The sequence below is a fragment of the Ottowia beijingensis genome (assembly GCF_042680925.1).
Taxonomy (GTDB): domain Bacteria; phylum Pseudomonadota; class Gammaproteobacteria; order Burkholderiales; family Burkholderiaceae_C; genus Ottowia; species Ottowia beijingensis.
In genome coordinates, this window is the sequence record NZ_JBHUEP010000007.1 from 431,516 (window position 1) to 447,494 (window position 15,979).

Genomic DNA, 15,979 nt, shown 5'->3' on the forward strand with positions numbered 1-15,979 from the left:
GGGTGCTTCAGCGGGCGGCCGCCTTCGGCTTGCGCGGCTTGGGGCATGGCAGCGCGCCGGCGGTGGCCATCACCGCGGCATGCATCGCATCGCGGTCGTCCCAGCGGTCGGCGCTCAGCAGGTAGTGCGGCGTCTGCACCCAGTGGTAGGGCGCGCCCAGCACCGGCTGGCCCAGCACGGCGCGGCCGGCGTCGGTGGGTTTGAGGAACAGCTGGTCGTTGCAGACGAAACCGACCGAGCGGCCGTCGACGTAGAGGCAGTATTCGCCGAAGGTCTTGCTGACTCGCACGCCCGGCAGGCTGGCCAGCTGGTCCAGCAGGAACTGCAGCGTTTCGGGGCGCGTGGGCATGGCGGGCAGGGTGGTGAATCGTTATTGTTTTGATAGCGGCTGGCGCCCGGCACAAGCTAAATTCAAGAGAAAATGGCCTGAAATCATTGTTTAACAAGCTCTGGCAGCTATCGTTTGAATAGTGGCTTCATCGTCCAACCTTCGCACGCGACTGGCGCGGCTTGGGCAGCGGCAGGGCCTGCGCGGTGGTCATCAGCAGATCGCACAGTGCCTCGCGGTCTTCCCATTCATCGGGCCGCAGCAGAAAGCCTTGGCGCCGGGGTAGGGCTGCCCGTACACCGGCTGCGGCAGCAAGGTGCGGCCGGCGTCGGTGATCTTCACGACCAACTGGTCGTCGCACACGAAGGCGGTCGGCTTCTCATGAAGGTAGACGCAGTACTCGCCGAACATGCGCCGGGTGCGCACCTGCGGCAGCGTGCCGATCTGGTCGAGCAGAAAGTCGAGCGTTTCGGGGCGGGTGGACATGGGCTGCTGTGTTTCTGTGGGAGCGGGCTTGCCCGCGATGACTTCCTGATCGAGGAAACGCCCCATCGCGGGCAAGCCCGCTCCTACAACCGGTGGTGCTTTATTTCGGCGCCATCCGGATCGCGCCATCCAGCCGGATCACCTCGCCGTTCAGCATGTCGTTCTCGATGATGTGCTTGACTAATTTCGCGTAATCGGCCGGCGTGCCCAGCCGCGAAGGGAAGGGCACCATCGCCGCCAGCGCGTCCTGCACTTCCTGCGGCATGCCCATCAGCATCGGCGTGCCGAAGATGCCGGGCGCGATCGTCATGTTGCGGATGCCGTTGCGGCTCAGGTCACGGGCGATCGGCAGCGTCATGCCGACCACGCCGCCCTTGCTGGCGGCGTACGCTGCCTGGCCGATCTGCCCGTCGTAGGCGGCCACGCTGGCGGTGCTGATCAGCACGCCGCGCTCGCCGGTGCTTTCCGGTTCGTTCTTGCACATGGCGTCGGCCGCCAGGCGGATCATGTTGAAGGTGCCGACCAGGTTGACCATGATCGTCTTGGTGTACACGTCCAGCTTGTGCGGGCCGCGTTTGCCCACCGTCTTCTCGGCCGGCGCGATGCCGGCGCAATTGACCAGGCCCATCAGCTTGCCCAGCGACGTGGCCTTGGCCACCACGGCCTGGCCATCGGCCTCGCTGCTGACGTCGCACTTAACGAAGCTGCCGCCGATGTCCTTGGCCACGGCCTCGCCCTTCTCAACCTGCATGTCGGCGATGACCACCTTGGCGCCTTCGGCCGCCAGCATGCGCGCCGTACCTTCGCCCAGGCCCGACGCGCCGCCGGTGACGATGAAAACCTTGTCCTTGATCTGCATGGATGTGCTCCTCTTGATGTCGTGAATTCGGGGGATGGCTGCAAGATTATCGGCGCGGGCGTCACACCCATTCGATGGGCTTGAGCATGGATGTTGAAGCGATTAAAATGATCAAATTGATCGATTGGATTGTTTGAGGCGATCATGCAGACCTTTTCCGCCAACGAAGCCAAAGTCAACTTCGGCGCCTTTCTCGACGCGGCGCAGCGCGAGCCCGTGCGCGTGACGCGGCGCGACCGCGTGGTGGGCGTGATGGTGTCCGCGCAGGATTACGAAGCCATGCGCGCCTTCTATGCCAACCGCCTGCAGCACACCCTGGCGGAAACCGGGGCACACGCCGCCGCGCAAGGCCTGACGGCCGAGGGACTGGGCGAACTGCTGGCCGACGAAAGCTGATGGCGGCCATGCCGTCGCCGGCGGCGCCGCCTGCAGGCAGCGTGCCTTCGCGCGTGGTGCTCGATACCAACGTCATCATCAGCGCCGCGCTGCTGTCGGGCTCGGGTCCCGCACGCCTGCTGCATCGGTTGCTGGTGTGCAGTCGCCTGGTGTTTTCAGACGCGACGTTCGCCGAACTGGAAACGAGGCTGTGGAAACCCAAGTTCGACCGCTACATCACGCTCGGTGCGCGGCGCCGGTTGCTGGCCGACCTGTCCGCCGTGGCCGACTGGGTCAAGCCTGAGGGCGCTGCGCGGTATAGCCGCGATGCGGAAGACGACGTGTTCATCCACACGGCGGCGGCAGGCGGCGCAGGGTGGCTCGTCAGCGGGGATCAGGACTTGCTGGTGCTGGGGCGGGTTGAAGCGGTGGAGATCATCACGCCGGCCCATGCGTTGGAGCGCTGCGCTGGCTGAGCATGGAGCACCTGGTCAGCTGCCCACACCCGCCACCGCAAAGCGCCCCAGCCCCATCTCCACCCAGCGCTCCTCGCGCCGCACGATGAACAGCGCCTCCAGCCGCATGCGCTGCGCCAACGCCATGCCCTCGGCCGGGCCGGCCACCAGCAGGGCGGTGGCCCAGGCGTCGGCGCTCATGCAATCTGTGGCCAGCACGGTGACGGAGGCGACGCCGTTGTTCACCGGCGCAGCGCGGCGCCCGTCCATGGTGTGCGACAGGCGTGCGTCGCCGATCTGCACCCAGCGCCGGTAGTCGCCCGAGGTGGCGACGGCCAGGTCGGCCAGTTCGATCACGCCACGCGCGGCACGCCGGCCGGGCTCGGGGCTTTCCACCGCCACGGCCCAGGGCTCGCCGCTGGCCTGCGTGCCGAGCGCGCGCAACTCGCCGTCGAGCGCGGCCAGCGCGTGCGCCACGCCGTGGGCTTGCAGCACGGCGGTCATCTGGTCGACGCCGTAGCCCTTGGCGATGCCGCACAGGTCGAACAGCGCGTCGGCGTGCTTGCGGGCACGCCCGGCGGCCAGATACAGTTCCAGCGACTGATGGGCGGGCGGTTGGCCCCATTGCCTGGCCACGCGGATGGCGGCGGCATCCGGGTCGTCGCGCTCGGCCCCAAAGCCCCAGGCGTTGACCAGCGCGCCCACGCCGGGGTCGAAGGCGCCGTCGGAAAGGCGCGCGATCTCGAGGGCGCGCGCCAGCACGGCCATGATCTCGGGCGGCAGGCTGACCCATTCGCCCGGCGTGGCGCGGTTCAGGCGCATCAGGTCGCTGTCGGGTTTCCAGGGCGACATCTGCTGGTCCACACGCTCGACGGCGGCGGCCAGCGCGTTGCGCAACGCGTTCTGGTCGAGTTGCGGATCGACGTCGCACAGCACCGACCAGCGCGTGGCCATGGTGGGGCCGTGCAGCTTGATGCGCTGGAGCACCGCCGCCGGCTCAGAAAGTGTCTTCGGCATAGCGCCCCCGTGCCTTGAGCTGCTGAACGCTCAAAGAGATGCTGCCCAGGATGCCGTCGAGCACCTGTGCCACGCCCTGGGCCATGGTGCGGCTGCCGCACACGCGCACGATGGCGCCATCGCCGATCAGCTGGCGCAGCCGGTCCGCATCGCGGCGCAGGGCGTCCTGCACGTAGCCGCCGCCCTCCGGCACGCGCGAGAAGGTGGTGCGCAGGCTGGCCAGGCGTTGCTCCTTCAGCCATTGCTCGATCTCGGTGCCGAAGAAGTAGTCCAGTTGCGGATCGCGCACGCCGTAGTACAGGTGCATGGGCACGCCGCGCGCGTTGTCGCGGATGAAGCCCGCCAGCGGCGCCACGCCAGTGCCGGCGCCGATCAGCATCACCGGGGCGCGGGTCGATTCGATGGCGAACGCCGGGTTGGGGCGGATGAAGGCCTGGATGCGCGCACCCGGTTGCAGGCCGTGCAGGTAGCCCGAGCACAGGCCGCCCGGCATCTTGCGCACGCAGATTTCGACGAAGCCGTCCTGCCAGCCGGATGCGAGCGAATAGAAGCGAGGGACCGCGGAGTCCGGTGGCAGCACGCCGATCAGATCGCCTGCCGCGAAGTGCCGCAGGCCACGGCCGCGCAGGCGATCCGTCCAGCTCTGCGGGGCCCAAGCGAAGCGCAGGATGGTGGCGGGCTGATCGTCGCCGCCGGCGAAGTCCTGGCGCGACAGCAGTTGCAGCTCGGTCGTCGCCGGCAGGCGCGGGCGGTAGTCGATAGCGAGCGGCTGGCCCAGCGCCTGCGCCACGGCTTCGCCCCAGCGCGCGAACTCCTGCGCCGACTGCTGGTGGATGCGCTCCATGGGCAGCAGCGTGGCCCAGCCCTTGGCGCGCAGCGCCTGGTCCACCGTCTGGCCGTAGGCGCAGAAGGCGTCGAAGGCACGGTCGCCGAAGGCCAGCACGGCCACGCGTGCGGCGGTGGCGGGGGTTTGCGCAATGCGCTCCAGCGCGCGGGCCGCGTGTGCAGGCGCCTGGCCGTCGCCGTAGGTGGCGGCCAGCACGAAGATTTGCTGCGCAGTGGCGCCGGCGCGGAAGTTTTCCAGCCCGCTGGTGTGCATCTTGTGGCCGGCGCCCACCAATGCGGTGTGCAGCGCCTCGGCAAAGCCCCAGGTGCTGCCGTTCTCGCTGGCGACGAAGATCAGCGTGTCGGCCTGCGGCAGCGCGCTGTTGTCGCCGATGCGGGGTACCAGGCGGCGCGCCTGCAGCCACAGCAGCAGGCCCGTGACCCAGAACAGCGGGATGCTTAAGGCCCCCAGGCCCAGCACCAGCGCCCAGGCCCAGGCGCTTTCGCCGGTGTGCAGCACCATGGCCCAGTCCTGCACGCGCTGGGCGGTGGTGGCGTCCTGCCAGGCCAGCGTTTGGCCCGAATAGCGGTCCACCCAGCCTTCGCCGCGGTCGGTGGTGATGCGCCAGGTGTCCTCGGGGTCGTCGGCGGCGGGGAAGTTGACCTTGCGCAGTTCGGCCACGCGCGTGTCCTGCAGCAACTGCAGCGGCGCGGCGGCGGCCGGCGTGGGGATGGTGGCAGGGGCGGTGGAAACGACGCTGGGCTCGACCGCGTGCTCCACGTCGATGAGCCCGAAAGTGACGGCGCTCATGAACAGCGCGGTGACGGATGACAGGCCCAACACGGCCACCAGCACTTGCCCGGTGACCACGTGCAGGCGCTGCAGCCCCGTGCCGCGCGCCCGGCTGAACACCTTGCGCCAGCCACCCTGGCGGCGCTGCAGCAGCACCAGCCCGGAGATGGCCAGCAGCAGCATCGACAGCGCCACCACGGCGGCGGTGATGCGCCCGGCATCGCCCAGCAGGAAGGAACGGTGCAGGTTCCTGAACCAGCGCATGAGGGGCGAGGCCTGGTATTCGCCCAGCACCTGCCCGTTGTCCGGGTCGACACGGCTGGCCACGGCCTGGCCGTTGTCGAAGCCGTAGACCACGATGTCGCCGGAAGGCAGGCGGCGGATTTCCTCCGCGCCCGGCACGGTGGCCGACACGCGCTCGACCAGGGTGGCCACCGGCAGATCGGCGGCGGCGGGCCTGGCCTGCCAGGCGGCGATCATTGGGTCGAGCGCCAGCACCGCGCCGGTGATGCCGATCACCAGCGCCAGCGCGCCGGCCATCAGGCCCAGCCAACGGTGAATCTGCCTCCAGGCCATGGGGTGTTTCCTTTCCTTTTCTATCGAGAGTTCCGTCATTCATGACACGCTGCCAGCCCTCACCCCCACCCTCTCCCAGAAGGAGAGGGAGCATTCTTTGGCACGGTGCGCACTGTCGCGCTTTTGGAAGACGCCGATAGGCTTACTGAATCTGGTAGGTGAGCGACTGGATGTACTGCTTGCCGGCGTGCGCCTTGCCCGCGCCGGCCTTGGTCAGCGGCACGCGGATTTCGGACGGGCTGTCGCGCATGTCCTCGGCCGCGGCGTCGATGCGGATCTCGTAGCCGGCGTCGATCAGCGCATCGGCCAGGTCGGCAGTGACTTTCAGCGTGCGGCCGGCGCCCACGCTGGCGCCGGTCACGCCCTGCAGGCGCTTGCTGTCGGCGGCGGACAGGCGGTTCCAGTCCGCCAGGTGCTTGTAGTACTTGGCCTTGCCGCCGGCCACCCACAGGGTGCGCACATAAGCACCCTTGGCGTCGGTGACGTACACGGCCAGGTAGGCGCCGTCGCCGCCATAGTTCTTCAGCGGGATCGACATCGACATCGGGCGGGCCTGCGCCACGGAGGGCAGGGCCACCGCCAGGGCGGCGGCCAGGGTGGTCATGAGGGGTTTGCGCATGGTAGTTTCTCCGGTTCGGTTGGGGTTCATTCGATGCTGCCGCGCGAGCCGCCGGGGGGCAGCGGGCCGGCATCGGCGGGCGCGGCGCTGCGCGGCGTCTGGTCGCCCCGGTGCTCGCGGTGGCGTTCGCGTTCGCGGTGGTCGTCGTCATCGCCACGCTGCCGCATCTTCACGACGGCCAGCGTGCGCGGGTCGATCTTGGCCTTGAAGGCGCGGCCCTGAGCATCGCGGCCGCGCAGTTCGTAGCAACCGTCGTCGATCTTCAGGCGCTGCACCTGCCAGCCTTGCCGGGCCGCCATCTGCATCACGGCATCGCGCGACTGCCATTGCTTTACCGGCGCGTCGCAGTCGTCATCGGCCAGGGCCGGCAGGGCGAGCAGGCTCAGCGACAGAACCAGCGGGCCGGCGGCGAGGGGGCGAAGGGGTTTCATGTCGGTGCTCTCCTTTTCAAGGCATCACAGCGCTTTCGCATGCTGTGAAGCCATTGTCAGAAGGCCGTCTGAACTGCGCCTGAAGCGGATGTGTCGCGCGGGTAAAGCGGCGCGTCAAAGCCGCCTGTGCTGATCCGGATCAAACCCTGGCGGGTACACCGTGTGGCGCGCCGGCGTGGGCGGGGGCGCCGACCCGGCCTCAGCGATCAACGGCGCTGTTCACACCCAGCAGACGCTGGAGCCGCGTGCTGCTGGTGGTGTACTGGAACGGCAGTTCCTTGCCGGGCGCAATTAGTGCCTGCGCCGCGTAGGCGGCCAGCGTGGCTTCGTGGAAGCCGCACAGGATCAGCTTGCGCTTGCCGGGGTAGGTGTTGATGTCGCCGATGGCGAAGATGCCGGGCTCGCTGGTCTGGAACTTCTCGGTGTCGACCACCAGTTGCTTGCGCTCCAGCGCCAGCTGCCAGTCGGCGATGGGGCCGAGCTTGGGGCTCATGCCGTGGAAGACGAGCAGCGCGTCCAGCGGCAGCGGCGACGTGCTGCCGTCCGGCCCCAGCACCTGGATGGCCGTCATGCGGCCGTCTTGCTGCGCGATGCCGTCGACCTGGCCGACGACGAAGCGCATGCGCCCGGCATCACACAGCTCGCGCATGCGCGCCACGCTGGCGGGCGCGGCCTGAAAGCCGTCGCGCCGGTGCAGCAGCGTGACGCTGGCAGCTAGGTGCGCCGGTTCGGTGGCGAAGTGGATGGCCCAGTCCAGCGCCGAATCGCCGCCGCCCACGATGACGAGGTGCTGGCCCCGGAACGCCGCCGCGTCGGCCACGCTGTGGAACAGCTGGCGGTCCTCGAAGGCATCGAGCCCGTCGACGCTCAAGCGCTTGGGCACGAAGGCGCCCACGCCAGCGGCGATGAACACCGCCCTGGCCAGCAGGCGCAGGCCCTTGTGCGTTTCGACCAGAAAGCGCCCGTCGGGCTGCTTCTGCAAGGTGCTGACCTGATGCCCCAGGTGGAACTGCGGCTGGAACGGCGCCGCCTGCTTCATCAGCCCGTCGATCAGTTCCTGCCCGCTGCACACCGGGATGCCGGGGATGTCGTAGATCGGCTTGTCGGGGTACAGCTCGCTCGGCTGCCCGCCGGGCTGGGGCAGGGCGTCGATGACGTGCGCACCGATCTCCAGCAGCCCCAGCTCGAACACCGCGAACAGGCCCACCGGGCCGGCGCCGATGATGAGGGCGTCGGTGTCGATGGGCGGGGCGTCTGCGGCCATGGTTTGCTACAAAAACAAAAGCGGCTTGCGCAGGTGGGGCCTGCGCCAAACCGCTTTTTTATCTGAAAGAGCGGTGCGTCAGCGCTTCAGCTCGCTCAGCTTGCCCGTCTTGTTGGCCCAGGCCTCGTGGTCGGGCAGCGGGTCCTTGCGCTTGGTCAGCGTCTTGTAGTTGGGCGAGCGCGCCAGTTGCGCGTTGATCTCGGTCATGTGCAGCTGGTCCTTGGGCAAATCCTCTTCGGCGAAGATGGCGTTGACCGGGCACTCGGGGATGCAGACGGCGCAGTCGATGCACTCATCGGGGTCGATGGTGAGGAAGTTCGGGCCTTCCAGAAAGCAATCGACGGGGCAGACATCCACGCAATCGGTGTATTTGCAGTTGATGCAGGCTTCGGTGACGACGTGGGTCATGTTCTTCTCGGTGCGCTCTAGGGGTGTGCGAGCCGTTGGGGGACTGCCGCGTGGAACGACGGGTGGCCCGGCAAACGCTCATGGAAAACGGCCAATTTTAGCCGCCCGCGGCCATGCGGCGCCGGTAGCCGCATTGTCAGGAAGGGCTTGGGCGGCGCTCTCATCCGGCGGGCGCAGCGGCCTTGGCGGCGGGCGCGGCGGCGCGCAGTTCGTCGAACCAGTCAAGCCGGCGCAGCGCGGCCTTCTCAAGCTCCAGCACCACCATCAGCAACGCGCCCAGGCCGATGACGAACAGCAGATCGAGCAGGCCCACCGGGTGCGAGCTGAACAGCGCCTGCATCCACGGCGTGTAGGTGAACAGCAGCTGCAGCACCAGCACCGTCAGCACCGCCAGGTACACCGCCGGCGTGCCGCGCACGCCGCGCCGGGTGAACGAGCTGCCGTGCAGGTAGCGCACCGAGAACAGGTAGGCGATCTCCAGCGCGCAGAAGGCGTTGACGACCAGGGTGCGCGTGGCGTCGACGTCCATGCCGCGCCACTGGCCCCAGGCCATGGTGGCGTACACGGCGGCGGTGAACAGCAGCGACACCAGCACCAGCCGCCACACCATGAAGGGCGACATCAGCGGCGCGCGCGGCGGCCGCGGCGGGCGGCGCATGACGCCGTCCTCGGGCGGCTCGAAGGCCAGCACCAGGCCCAGCGTGATGGTCAGCGCCATGTTGATCCACAGGATCTGCGCCGGCGTCAGCGGCAGCGTCAGCCCCAGCAGCAGCGCCAGCGCCACGGCCAGCACCTCGCCGCCGTTGGTGGGCAGCGTCCAGGCGATGACCTTGCGGATGTTGTCGTACACCACGCGGCCTTCGTGCACGGCGGCGACGATGGAGGCGAAGTTGTCGTCCGCCAGCACCACCTGCGAGGCCTCCTTGGCCGCCTCGGTGCCCTTCTGCCCCATGGCGATGCCCACGTCGGCCTGCTTGAGCGAGGGCGCGTCGTTCACGCCGTCGCCCGTCATGGCCACCACCGCGCCCTGGCTTTGCAGCGCGCGCACCACGCGCAGCTTGTGCTCGGGGCTGGTGCGGGCGAACACGTCGGTGCGCGCGGCCAGCGCGGGCAGGGTGTGGTCGGGCGTGGCCTCCACTTCGGCGCCGGTGGCCACCACCGGCTGCGCGGCCAGGCCCAGCTGGGCGGCAATGGCGGCGGCGGTGGCGGCGTGGTCGCCGGTGATCATCTGCACGCGGATGCCGGCGCTCTGGCAGTCGGCCACGGCGGCGATGGCCTCGGGCCGCGGCGGGGTCGATGAAGCCGATCAGGCCGGCGAAGCTCAGGCCTTGCAGCTCGGCCGCGCCGAGCCGCGCCGGCCGCGCGGGCAGGCGCGCGAAGGCAAAGCCCAGCACGCGCTCGCCCTCGGCGGCGATGTCGTCCACGCGCGCCGCCCACACGGCCTCGTCGACCGGCAGCCGCGCCGTGCCGTCGGTGCCCTGGGCGCTGGTGCACATGGCCAGCACCTGCTCGGGCGCGCCCTTGACGGCGATCAGCGCGCCGCCATCGGGCGTGTCGTGCAGCGTGGCCATGTAGCGGTGCGCGGCGTCGAAGGGCACCAGGTCGCGGCGCGGGTGGGCGTCGTGCTCGGTCTGCGCGTTCAGGCCCGCCTTGTAGGCCAGCGCCAGCAGTGCGCCTTCCATCGGGTCGCCGGTCACGTGCCACTGGTCGTCGCTCTCGTGCAGCTCGGCGTCGTTGCACAGCAGGCCGATCAGCGCCAGCTGGCGCAGGTCGGCGCAGGGCTTGCTGCCATCGGGCTGGCGCACCGTGCCCATGGGCGCGTAGCCGGCGCCGCTGGCCTGGGCGCGGCTGTCGGCGCTGACCAGGGTGCGGCAGGTCATCTCGTTGCGCGTCAGCGTGCCTGTCTTGTCGGAGCAGATCACGCTGGTGGCGCCCAGCGTCTCCACCGCCGGCAGCTGGCGCACGATGGCCTGGCGCGCCGCCATGCGCTGCACGCCGATGGCCAGGGTGATGGTGATGACCGCCGGCAGCCCCTCGGGCACGAAGCCCACGGCCAGCGCCACCACGGTCATCAGCGCGTCCAACCAGTCGTAGCCGCGCACCATGACGGCGAACACGAACAGCGCCGCCGCCACCGCCAGCGCCACCACGGTGATCTGGCGGCCGAAGCGGTTGATCTGCGCCAGCAGCGGCGTGGTCAGCGGCGCGATGGCGCCCAGCATCTGGCTGATCTTGCCGATCTCGGTGTCCGTGCCGGTGGCGGTGACCACGCCGCGCGCCGCGCCCGCGGCCACCAGCGTGCCGGACCAGGCCATGCCGGCGCGGTCGCCCAGCGGCGCGTCGGCGGCGACGGCGGCGGTGGACTTTTCGGCCACCACCGATTCACCGGTGAGCAGCGCCTCGTCGATGCGCAGCGCGCGCGCCGTCAGCAGGCGCAGATCGGCCGGCACGCGGTCGCCGGCCTCGATCAGCACCACGTCGCCCGGCACCAGCGCATCCACCGGCAGCACCTGCCGCGTGCCGCCGCGCAGCACCCGCGCGTGGGGCGACAGCATGTCGCGCAGCGCGTCCATGGCGGCCTCGGCCTTGCCCTCCTGCATCACGCCGACGATGGCGTTGGTCAGCACCACGGCCAGGATCACGCCCGCATCCACCCAGTGGCCCAGCGCGCCGGCCACGGCGGCGCCGGCCAGCAGAAAGATGATCAGCGCGTTGGCGAACTGCGCGCCCAGGCGCTGCGCCAGCGTGCGGCGCGGTGGCGCGGGCAGGGCGTTGGGGCCGTGGCGCTGCAGCCGCTGGGCGGCCTCGGCGGGCGTCAGGCCGTGGTCGGGGGCCGTCTCCAGGGCGGCAGCCACGTCGGCGGCGGGCAGGGCATGGGGCACGTCAACGGTGGCGGCGCGGCGGGGATCGGGCATCGGGCAGGGGGCTCCTGGGTGTCGGGGGAAAACCAAGGGACTCTGCCACACGCGCCAGGTTCGGCCGTTGGGGCGCGGGCTTGATGGAGGTCAAGCCAAGGCCATCGGGCAGCCCCGCTCGGCCGGCAACGGTAGACGCGCGATGGCTGCGGGTGTTATGGGGGGTGGTCTTCGCCCGTGCCCGGAAGGTGGGCGTGGCGCCGGTGGCTGGGGCAGGAACGCGACGGCGATGCGATCAACAACACGTGGTGATCAAGCGGTCGCAGACCGTGCTGTGGGAGCGGGCTGGCCCGCGATCAAGCGCTGATGGCGACGAGGCGTCTCATCGCGGGCCAGCCCGCGCCCACACCACGGATGCGGTCCGCGCCGCCACTGAGATTGCTTGACAATCAATCAAAAACAATAGCTGGTGGCGCCCGCTGCAAGGCATTTTCAGTGTGAAAACAATCTGAAATCCTTGTATATCAGGCGCAAGCAGCTATCGTTCTTGATGATTCGGTGACGCGAAGGATTGCAACGCTGTCATCGCGGCCCATGCCGCGCGGCCCCGCAGGCCGGTGGCCCTCAGCGCACCAGCACCGCGCCGGCCGTGCGGTGGCTGGCGGTGTCGACCAGGATCAACGCGCCCAGCACGCGGCTGTGCGCGAACGGCGTGGCGGGAATCGGCTCCTGCAGCAGCAGATCGACGTGGCCGATGGCGTTGGGCTCCAGTTGCGTGGCGTCTTCGCGCGCCAGCGTGTGGATGTTCAGCCGCTCGGCAATGCGCTGCACCTTGGCCTTGACCCAGCGGTGGCCGTGCAGCGTCCAGTAGACGCGGCCGGGCAGCAGCGGCTCGTCGTCGAGCCAGGCGATGGTGGTGCGCAGCTCGCGCGTGGTGGGCCAGGCGGCTTGCGGGGTGCTGTCCTCGAAGTCGTCGGCGGCGACCACAGCAGCCGGCGTCGGCGCGGCCACGATCCAGTCGCCGCGCGACACGTCCAGCTCGCGGTCCAGCACGATGCCGGCGCTGTGACCGGCGGCGATGGCCTTGGGCGCGCGGGCGTGGTCGAACACCTGCGCCACCACGGCCGTCTGCCCGCCCGGCAGCAGTTGCACCGGCGTGCCGGGCGCGACGCTGCCCGTGGCCACGCGGCCCCAGAAGATGCGGCGGCCCTGCGTGGTGTCGGACGAGGCAGAGAACTTCTCGACCCATTGCACCGGGAAGGCCAGCGGCAACTCGGTCTCGCGCGGCGTGACGGGCAACCTTTGCAGAATCTCCAGCAGCGTGGGGCCGACGTAGCCGCACCAGCCGGGGTTCTGGTGGCCGGTGTCCACCACGTTCCAGCCCTTCAGCGCCGAGATCGGCACGATGGCGGCGGGCGTGATGCCCGCGCTGGCGGCAAAGGCCTGCAGCGCGCCGCGGATGTGCTGGTAGGCCAGCGCGGCATCGGCCACGGCGTCGAGCTTGTTGATGGCGAACACGACGGAGGGCACGCGCAGCAGGTTCAACAGCAGCGAATGGCGCCGCGTCTGCGGCAGCAGGGCGAGGTCGGCGCGCTGCCAGTCCAGCTTGGTGGCGTCGACCAGTACCACCGCCGCGTCGGCACTGCTGGCGGCGGTGACCATGTTGCGCGTGTATTGCTCGTGGCCCGGCGCGTCGCCGATGATGAACTTGCGCGATTCGGTGGCGAAGTAGCGGTAGGCCACATCGATGGTGATGCCCTGCTCGCGCTCGGCCTGCAGGCCGTCGGTGAGCTGGGCCAGATCCGCCTCGCCACCGCGCGTGACGCCGGCCAGGTGGTCCTGCAGCACGGCCTTGGTGTCGACCAGCAGGCGGCCGATCAACGTGCTCTTGCCGTCGTCGACCGAGCCGCAGGTGATGAAGCGCAGCGCGGTTTCAGTGTCTGTTTGGCTTGGAGCGCTTGCGGGGGAAGCCGGAGCAGCTATGGAATCAGTTGTTGTCATGAAAGGCTTTCTTGTACGCAGAGGACGCAGAGGTTTCGCAGAGGACGCAAAAAAGAAAACCCTTTGAATCGGTTTCTTCTGCGTCCTCTGCGTGATCTTTGCGTCCTCTGCGTCCGGCTGTTGGTGATTCAGAAATACCCGTCGCGCTTGCGCTTTTCCATCGACGCGTCGCTGGTCTTGTCGTCCATGCGCGTGGCGCCGCGCTCGCTCACGTCGGCGGCCAGCGTCTCGATGACGATCTGGCCCGGCGTGGCGGCGGGGCTTTCCACCGGGCAGGTGCAGGTGATGTCGCCCACGGTGCGAAAGCGCACGGTGCGGGTTTCGACGTGTTCGCCGTCCTTGGGCGGCGTGAGCGGCGTGACGGGTACCAGCAGGCCGCGGCGCTCGACCACTGGGCGTTGATGCGCGTAGTAGATCGAGGGCAGGGCGATGCGCTCGCGCTCGATGTATTGCCACACGTCCAGCTCGGTCCAGTTGCTGATGGGGAACACGCGGAAGTGCTCGCCCGGCGCCAGGCGCGTGTTGAACAGCGTCCACAGCTCGGGCCGCTGGGCCTTGGGTTGCCACTGGCCGAAGCTGTCGCGGTGGCTGAAGATGCGCTCCTTGGCGCGCGCCTTCTCCTCATCGCGCCGCGCGCCGCCGATCAGGGCGTCGAAGCGGAATTCGTCGATCGCCTCCAGCAACGTGACCGACTGGTGCGCGTTGCGCGATTCGCCCGCGTGCGCCAGGCGCACCGTGCCGCGCGCCATGCTGTCCTCGACGCTGCGCACGATCAGCTCGGCCTGCAGTTCCGCTGCGCGCTGGTCGCGGAAATCGGTCACTTCCGGGAAGTTGTGGCCGGTGTCGATCATCAGCAGCGGATACGGAATCCGCCCGGCGCCAAAGGCTTTCTCCGCGCACTTCAGCAGCACCAGCGAATCCTTGCCGCCCGAAAATAGCAGCGCGGGGCGCTCGAAGGCGGCGGCGACTTCGCGCAGGATGAAGATGGTTTCTTCCTCCAGCGCGTCGAGGTGGGTGTTGGACAGGTGATGCGACGCGGCGGCTTGCAGCAGATCGGGGTGGGTGCGGGCGTTCATGCCTCGGCTCCTTGTGCGCGGCTTTCTGACTCCCTCGCCCCTTTGGGCAGAGGGCGGGGGTGAGGGGCTGCCTGGCGGGGGGCGCTGTCTGGCCCCCACCCCAACCCTCCCCCAGCGGGGGAGGGAGCACCCTCACCCTGGCCCTCTCCCGCGAGCGGGAGAGGGGACAAGAGGGTGGGCGGGGCACCCGGTGCAACGGTTTCTGCGACAGCGGCTTCACGGCCGTTGGCTCCCTCTCCCGCAGGCGGGAGAGGGTTGGGGTGAGGGTGGGGCGCCGTATCACCCCGCACGTGAAGTCCGCACTCCTTGGCCGCCTCATATTGGCTTCGGCCGGACGCCGGTGCGTCCTTCACGCCGCCTTCGGCGACATGAGCCTGCGCCGAAGTGAAGACCTCGGCGGCATTGCTGCGCAACGCCGCAGCGGCTGGTGCCGCCGCATGCGGTTTGACATGCAAACCGCATTCCTTGAGGTCTTCACTTTCCCACCACCAGCGCCCGGCCCGGAAATCCTCGCCCAGGGTGACGGCGCGAGTGCAGGGGGCGCAGCCGATGCTGGGGTAGAACTGGTCGTGCAGCGGGTTGTAGGCGACCTGCCGGCTGGCGATGTAGTGCCAGATGTCTCCCCAGGTCCAGTCGGCCAGCGGGTTGTACTTGAGCAGGCCCTTGCTCTCGAATTCAGAGCGATCGACCAGCGGCACGTCGGCGCGCGCGCCCGATTGCTCGCGGCGCAGGCCGGTCACCCAGGCCTTCTTGCCGGCCAGCGCGCGGGCCAGCGGCGCCATCTTGCGGATGCCGCAGCAGGCCTTGCGCAATTCGATGCTGCGGTACATGGCGTCGGCGCCCTCGCGCTGCACGAACTGCACCACCTGTTCATTCGATGGCTGGTACACGGTGAGCGGCGCGTGCGGGCGCGTGGCCTGCTGTGCCTTCAGCTGCTCGAGCAGCGCCAGCGTTTCGGCGTGCAGCGCACCGGTGTCGAGCACGAAGATTTCGATCGGCAGCGCGTGGGCGTTGATCAGGTGCGTGATGACCATGTCCTCGGCGCCCAGGCTGCTGGCCTGGGTAACGGGGCCGGTGGCCGCGGCCTTGAGCAGCGTGACCACGGTTTCGCGCAGCTTGGCGTCGAAGTTGGCCGACGGCTGCGCGTACAGCGCGATGGCCGAAGCCGCGGCGGCGCCGGGCAGGGGCGTGAAGGCGTTCATGCGGCCTCCGGCGCGGCATCGCGCGCGAACAGCGGGCGCGGCTGCAATGCATCGCCCTGGTAGAAGGCGCTGTAGCGCGCGAACTGGCGCTCGGCCGCCGCCGCGTCGACGCCGGGTGCGAGCACGGCGCTGGTGAAGCCGCTGCGGTGCATCTGCACCAGCTGGTCGATCAGCACATCGCCGGTGGCGCGGATGTCGCCGGCAAAGCCGAAGCGGCGGCGCAGCAGCACGGCCTGGCTGAAAGCGCGGCCGTCGGTGAACTTGGGGAAGTCGAGTTCGATGCGCTCGACGCCCTCGAACGCGCCTTCCGCGGCCAGCGCGGCCAGGTCAGCGTCATTCGCTAATTTCAAGGCATTTTGGCCGTCAGCGCCCGTCTGATATGCGCCGGAAGCTATTATTTTCATAGTTG

At 69.4% G+C, this 15,979-nt stretch carries 15 protein-coding genes and 2 pseudogenes; 2 read left to right on the plus strand and 15 right to left on the minus strand.

Translation table 11 applies throughout. From position 1 onward, the window contains the following. Positions 1-7 precede the first annotated feature (7 nt). The 3 genes from ACFSCU_RS11390 to ACFSCU_RS11400 form a co-directional block, all read right to left on the minus strand. Entirely contained in the window at positions 8-349 is a 342-nt protein-coding gene (locus ACFSCU_RS11390) for a TfoX/Sxy family protein (RefSeq protein WP_180551294.1), read from the minus strand. Between the two features lie 192 nt (positions 350-541). After that, positions 542-814 carry a TfoX/Sxy family protein gene (locus ACFSCU_RS11395; RefSeq protein WP_257645864.1) on the minus strand — a complete coding sequence of 91 codons (273 nt, stop codon included), beginning with the start codon at positions 812-814 and terminating at the stop codon, positions 542-544. Positions 815-914: 100 nt separating this feature from the next. Further along, positions 915-1,673, minus strand: coding sequence for a 3-hydroxyacyl-CoA dehydrogenase (locus ACFSCU_RS11400; RefSeq protein WP_180551295.1), 759 nt, complete (start codon positions 1,671-1,673; stop codon positions 915-917). A 144-nt stretch (positions 1,674-1,817) separates the two neighbouring features. On the opposite strand from ACFSCU_RS11400, the gene ACFSCU_RS11405 reads away from it, so the two are divergent. Both ACFSCU_RS11405 and ACFSCU_RS11410 read left to right on the plus strand, forming a co-directional pair. Further along, on the plus strand, positions 1,818-2,069 hold the full coding sequence (locus tag ACFSCU_RS11405; RefSeq protein ID WP_180551296.1) for a type II toxin-antitoxin system prevent-host-death family antitoxin: 252 nt from the start codon (positions 1,818-1,820) through the stop codon (positions 2,067-2,069). Beyond that, positions 2,069-2,524 carry a putative toxin-antitoxin system toxin component, PIN family gene (locus tag ACFSCU_RS11410; RefSeq protein WP_257645865.1) on the plus strand — a complete coding sequence of 152 codons (456 nt, stop codon included), beginning with the start codon at positions 2,069-2,071 and terminating at the stop codon, positions 2,522-2,524. Before ACFSCU_RS11405 ends, ACFSCU_RS11410 begins: the two co-directional genes overlap by 1 nt. 15 nt (positions 2,525-2,539) lie before the next feature. Here the strand turns inward: ACFSCU_RS11410 and ACFSCU_RS11415 are convergent, their stop codons facing one another. The 12 genes and pseudogenes from ACFSCU_RS11415 to ACFSCU_RS11470 form a co-directional block, all read right to left on the minus strand. Further along, positions 2,540-3,520: an FAD:protein FMN transferase gene (locus ACFSCU_RS11415; RefSeq protein ID WP_180551297.1), complete on the minus strand. Its 981-nt coding sequence runs from the start codon at positions 3,518-3,520 to the stop codon at positions 2,540-2,542. Continuing rightward, the gene (locus tag ACFSCU_RS11420) at positions 3,501-5,714 is read right to left on the minus strand and encodes a PepSY domain-containing protein (RefSeq protein ID WP_377560723.1); all 2,214 of its coding nucleotides are present in this window, start codon (positions 5,712-5,714) and stop codon (positions 3,501-3,503) included. The genes ACFSCU_RS11415 and ACFSCU_RS11420 overlap by 20 nt, the downstream gene beginning before the upstream one ends. A gap of 142 nt (positions 5,715-5,856) precedes the next feature. Further along, positions 5,857-6,333, minus strand: coding sequence for a DUF2271 domain-containing protein (locus ACFSCU_RS11425; RefSeq protein WP_180551298.1), 477 nt, complete (start codon positions 6,331-6,333; stop codon positions 5,857-5,859). Between the two features lie 26 nt (positions 6,334-6,359). Further along, the gene (locus tag ACFSCU_RS11430; RefSeq protein WP_377560725.1) at positions 6,360-6,764 is read right to left on the minus strand and encodes a PepSY domain-containing protein; all 405 of its coding nucleotides are present in this window, start codon (positions 6,762-6,764) and stop codon (positions 6,360-6,362) included. Between the two features lie 199 nt (positions 6,765-6,963). Beyond that, on the minus strand, positions 6,964-8,028 hold the full coding sequence (locus tag ACFSCU_RS11435) for an NAD(P)/FAD-dependent oxidoreductase (RefSeq protein ID WP_377560726.1): 1,065 nt from the start codon (positions 8,026-8,028) through the stop codon (positions 6,964-6,966). A gap of 78 nt (positions 8,029-8,106) precedes the next feature. Continuing rightward, positions 8,107-8,436 (minus strand): ferredoxin FdxA, encoded by a 330-nt coding sequence (fdxA, locus tag ACFSCU_RS11440; protein WP_180551299.1) that lies wholly within the window; start codon positions 8,434-8,436, stop codon positions 8,107-8,109. A gap of 160 nt (positions 8,437-8,596) precedes the next feature. Then, entirely contained in the window at positions 8,597-9,700 is a 1,104-nt protein-coding gene (locus ACFSCU_RS11445) for an HAD-IC family P-type ATPase (RefSeq protein ID WP_308645884.1), read from the minus strand. Positions 9,701-9,785: 85 nt separating this feature from the next. Next, positions 9,786-11,351 (minus strand): annotated as a pseudogene (locus tag ACFSCU_RS11450) (cation-translocating P-type ATPase); the annotation flags it as partial. A 564-nt stretch (positions 11,352-11,915) separates the two neighbouring features. Further along, positions 11,916-13,292 carry a sulfate adenylyltransferase subunit 1 gene (locus tag ACFSCU_RS11455; protein WP_377560727.1) on the minus strand — a complete coding sequence of 459 codons (1,377 nt, stop codon included), beginning with the start codon at positions 13,290-13,292 and terminating at the stop codon, positions 11,916-11,918. A 128-nt stretch (positions 13,293-13,420) separates the two neighbouring features. Then, the gene (gene cysD, locus ACFSCU_RS11460) at positions 13,421-14,368 is read right to left on the minus strand and encodes a sulfate adenylyltransferase subunit CysD (RefSeq protein WP_180551300.1); all 948 of its coding nucleotides are present in this window, start codon (positions 14,366-14,368) and stop codon (positions 13,421-13,423) included. A gap of 443 nt (positions 14,369-14,811) precedes the next feature. Continuing rightward, a pseudogene (locus tag ACFSCU_RS11465) lies at positions 14,812-15,570 on the minus strand (phosphoadenylyl-sulfate reductase); the annotation flags it as partial. Beyond that, positions 15,567-15,974 carry a DUF934 domain-containing protein gene (locus tag ACFSCU_RS11470; RefSeq protein ID WP_180551301.1) on the minus strand — a complete coding sequence of 136 codons (408 nt, stop codon included), beginning with the start codon at positions 15,972-15,974 and terminating at the stop codon, positions 15,567-15,569. The pseudogene ACFSCU_RS11465 and the gene ACFSCU_RS11470, both read right to left, overlap by 4 nt. Between the last annotated feature and the right edge of the window lie 5 nt (positions 15,975-15,979).

Excerpts from the sequence above, each read along its gene's own strand:
- ACFSCU_RS11435 (WP_377560726.1), bottom strand. The coding sequence starts at position 8,028 with ATGGCCGCAGACGCCCCGCCCATCGACACCGACGCCCTCATCATCGGC.
- ACFSCU_RS11430 (WP_377560725.1), bottom strand. The coding sequence starts at position 6,764 with ATGAAACCCCTTCGCCCCCTCGCCGCCGGCCCGCTGGTTCTGTCGCTG.
- ACFSCU_RS11425 (WP_180551298.1), bottom strand. The coding sequence starts at position 6,333 with ATGCGCAAACCCCTCATGACCACCCTGGCCGCCGCCCTGGCGGTGGCC.
- ACFSCU_RS11390 (WP_180551294.1), bottom strand. The coding sequence starts at position 349 with ATGCCCACGCGCCCCGAAACGCTGCAGTTCCTGCTGGACCAGCTGGCC.
- fdxA (WP_180551299.1), bottom strand. The coding sequence starts at position 8,436 with ATGACCCACGTCGTCACCGAAGCCTGCATCAACTGCAAATACACCGAT.
- ACFSCU_RS11455 (WP_377560727.1), bottom strand. The coding sequence starts at position 13,292 with ATGACAACAACTGATTCCATAGCTGCTCCGGCTTCCCCCGCAAGCGCT.
- ACFSCU_RS11400 (WP_180551295.1), bottom strand. The coding sequence starts at position 1,673 with ATGCAGATCAAGGACAAGGTTTTCATCGTCACCGGCGGCGCGTCGGGC.
- ACFSCU_RS11410 (WP_257645865.1), top strand. The coding sequence starts at position 2,069 with ATGGCGGCCATGCCGTCGCCGGCGGCGCCGCCTGCAGGCAGCGTGCCT.
- ACFSCU_RS11470 (WP_180551301.1), bottom strand. The coding sequence starts at position 15,974 with ATGAAAATAATAGCTTCCGGCGCATATCAGACGGGCGCTGACGGCCAA.
- ACFSCU_RS11420 (WP_377560723.1), bottom strand. The coding sequence starts at position 5,714 with ATGGCCTGGAGGCAGATTCACCGTTGGCTGGGCCTGATGGCCGGCGCG.
- ACFSCU_RS11405 (WP_180551296.1), top strand. The coding sequence starts at position 1,818 with ATGCAGACCTTTTCCGCCAACGAAGCCAAAGTCAACTTCGGCGCCTTT.
- ACFSCU_RS11395 (WP_257645864.1), bottom strand. The coding sequence starts at position 814 with ATGTCCACCCGCCCCGAAACGCTCGACTTTCTGCTCGACCAGATCGGC.
- cysD (WP_180551300.1), bottom strand. The coding sequence starts at position 14,368 with ATGAACGCCCGCACCCACCCCGATCTGCTGCAAGCCGCCGCGTCGCAT.
- ACFSCU_RS11415 (WP_180551297.1), bottom strand. The coding sequence starts at position 3,520 with ATGCCGAAGACACTTTCTGAGCCGGCGGCGGTGCTCCAGCGCATCAAG.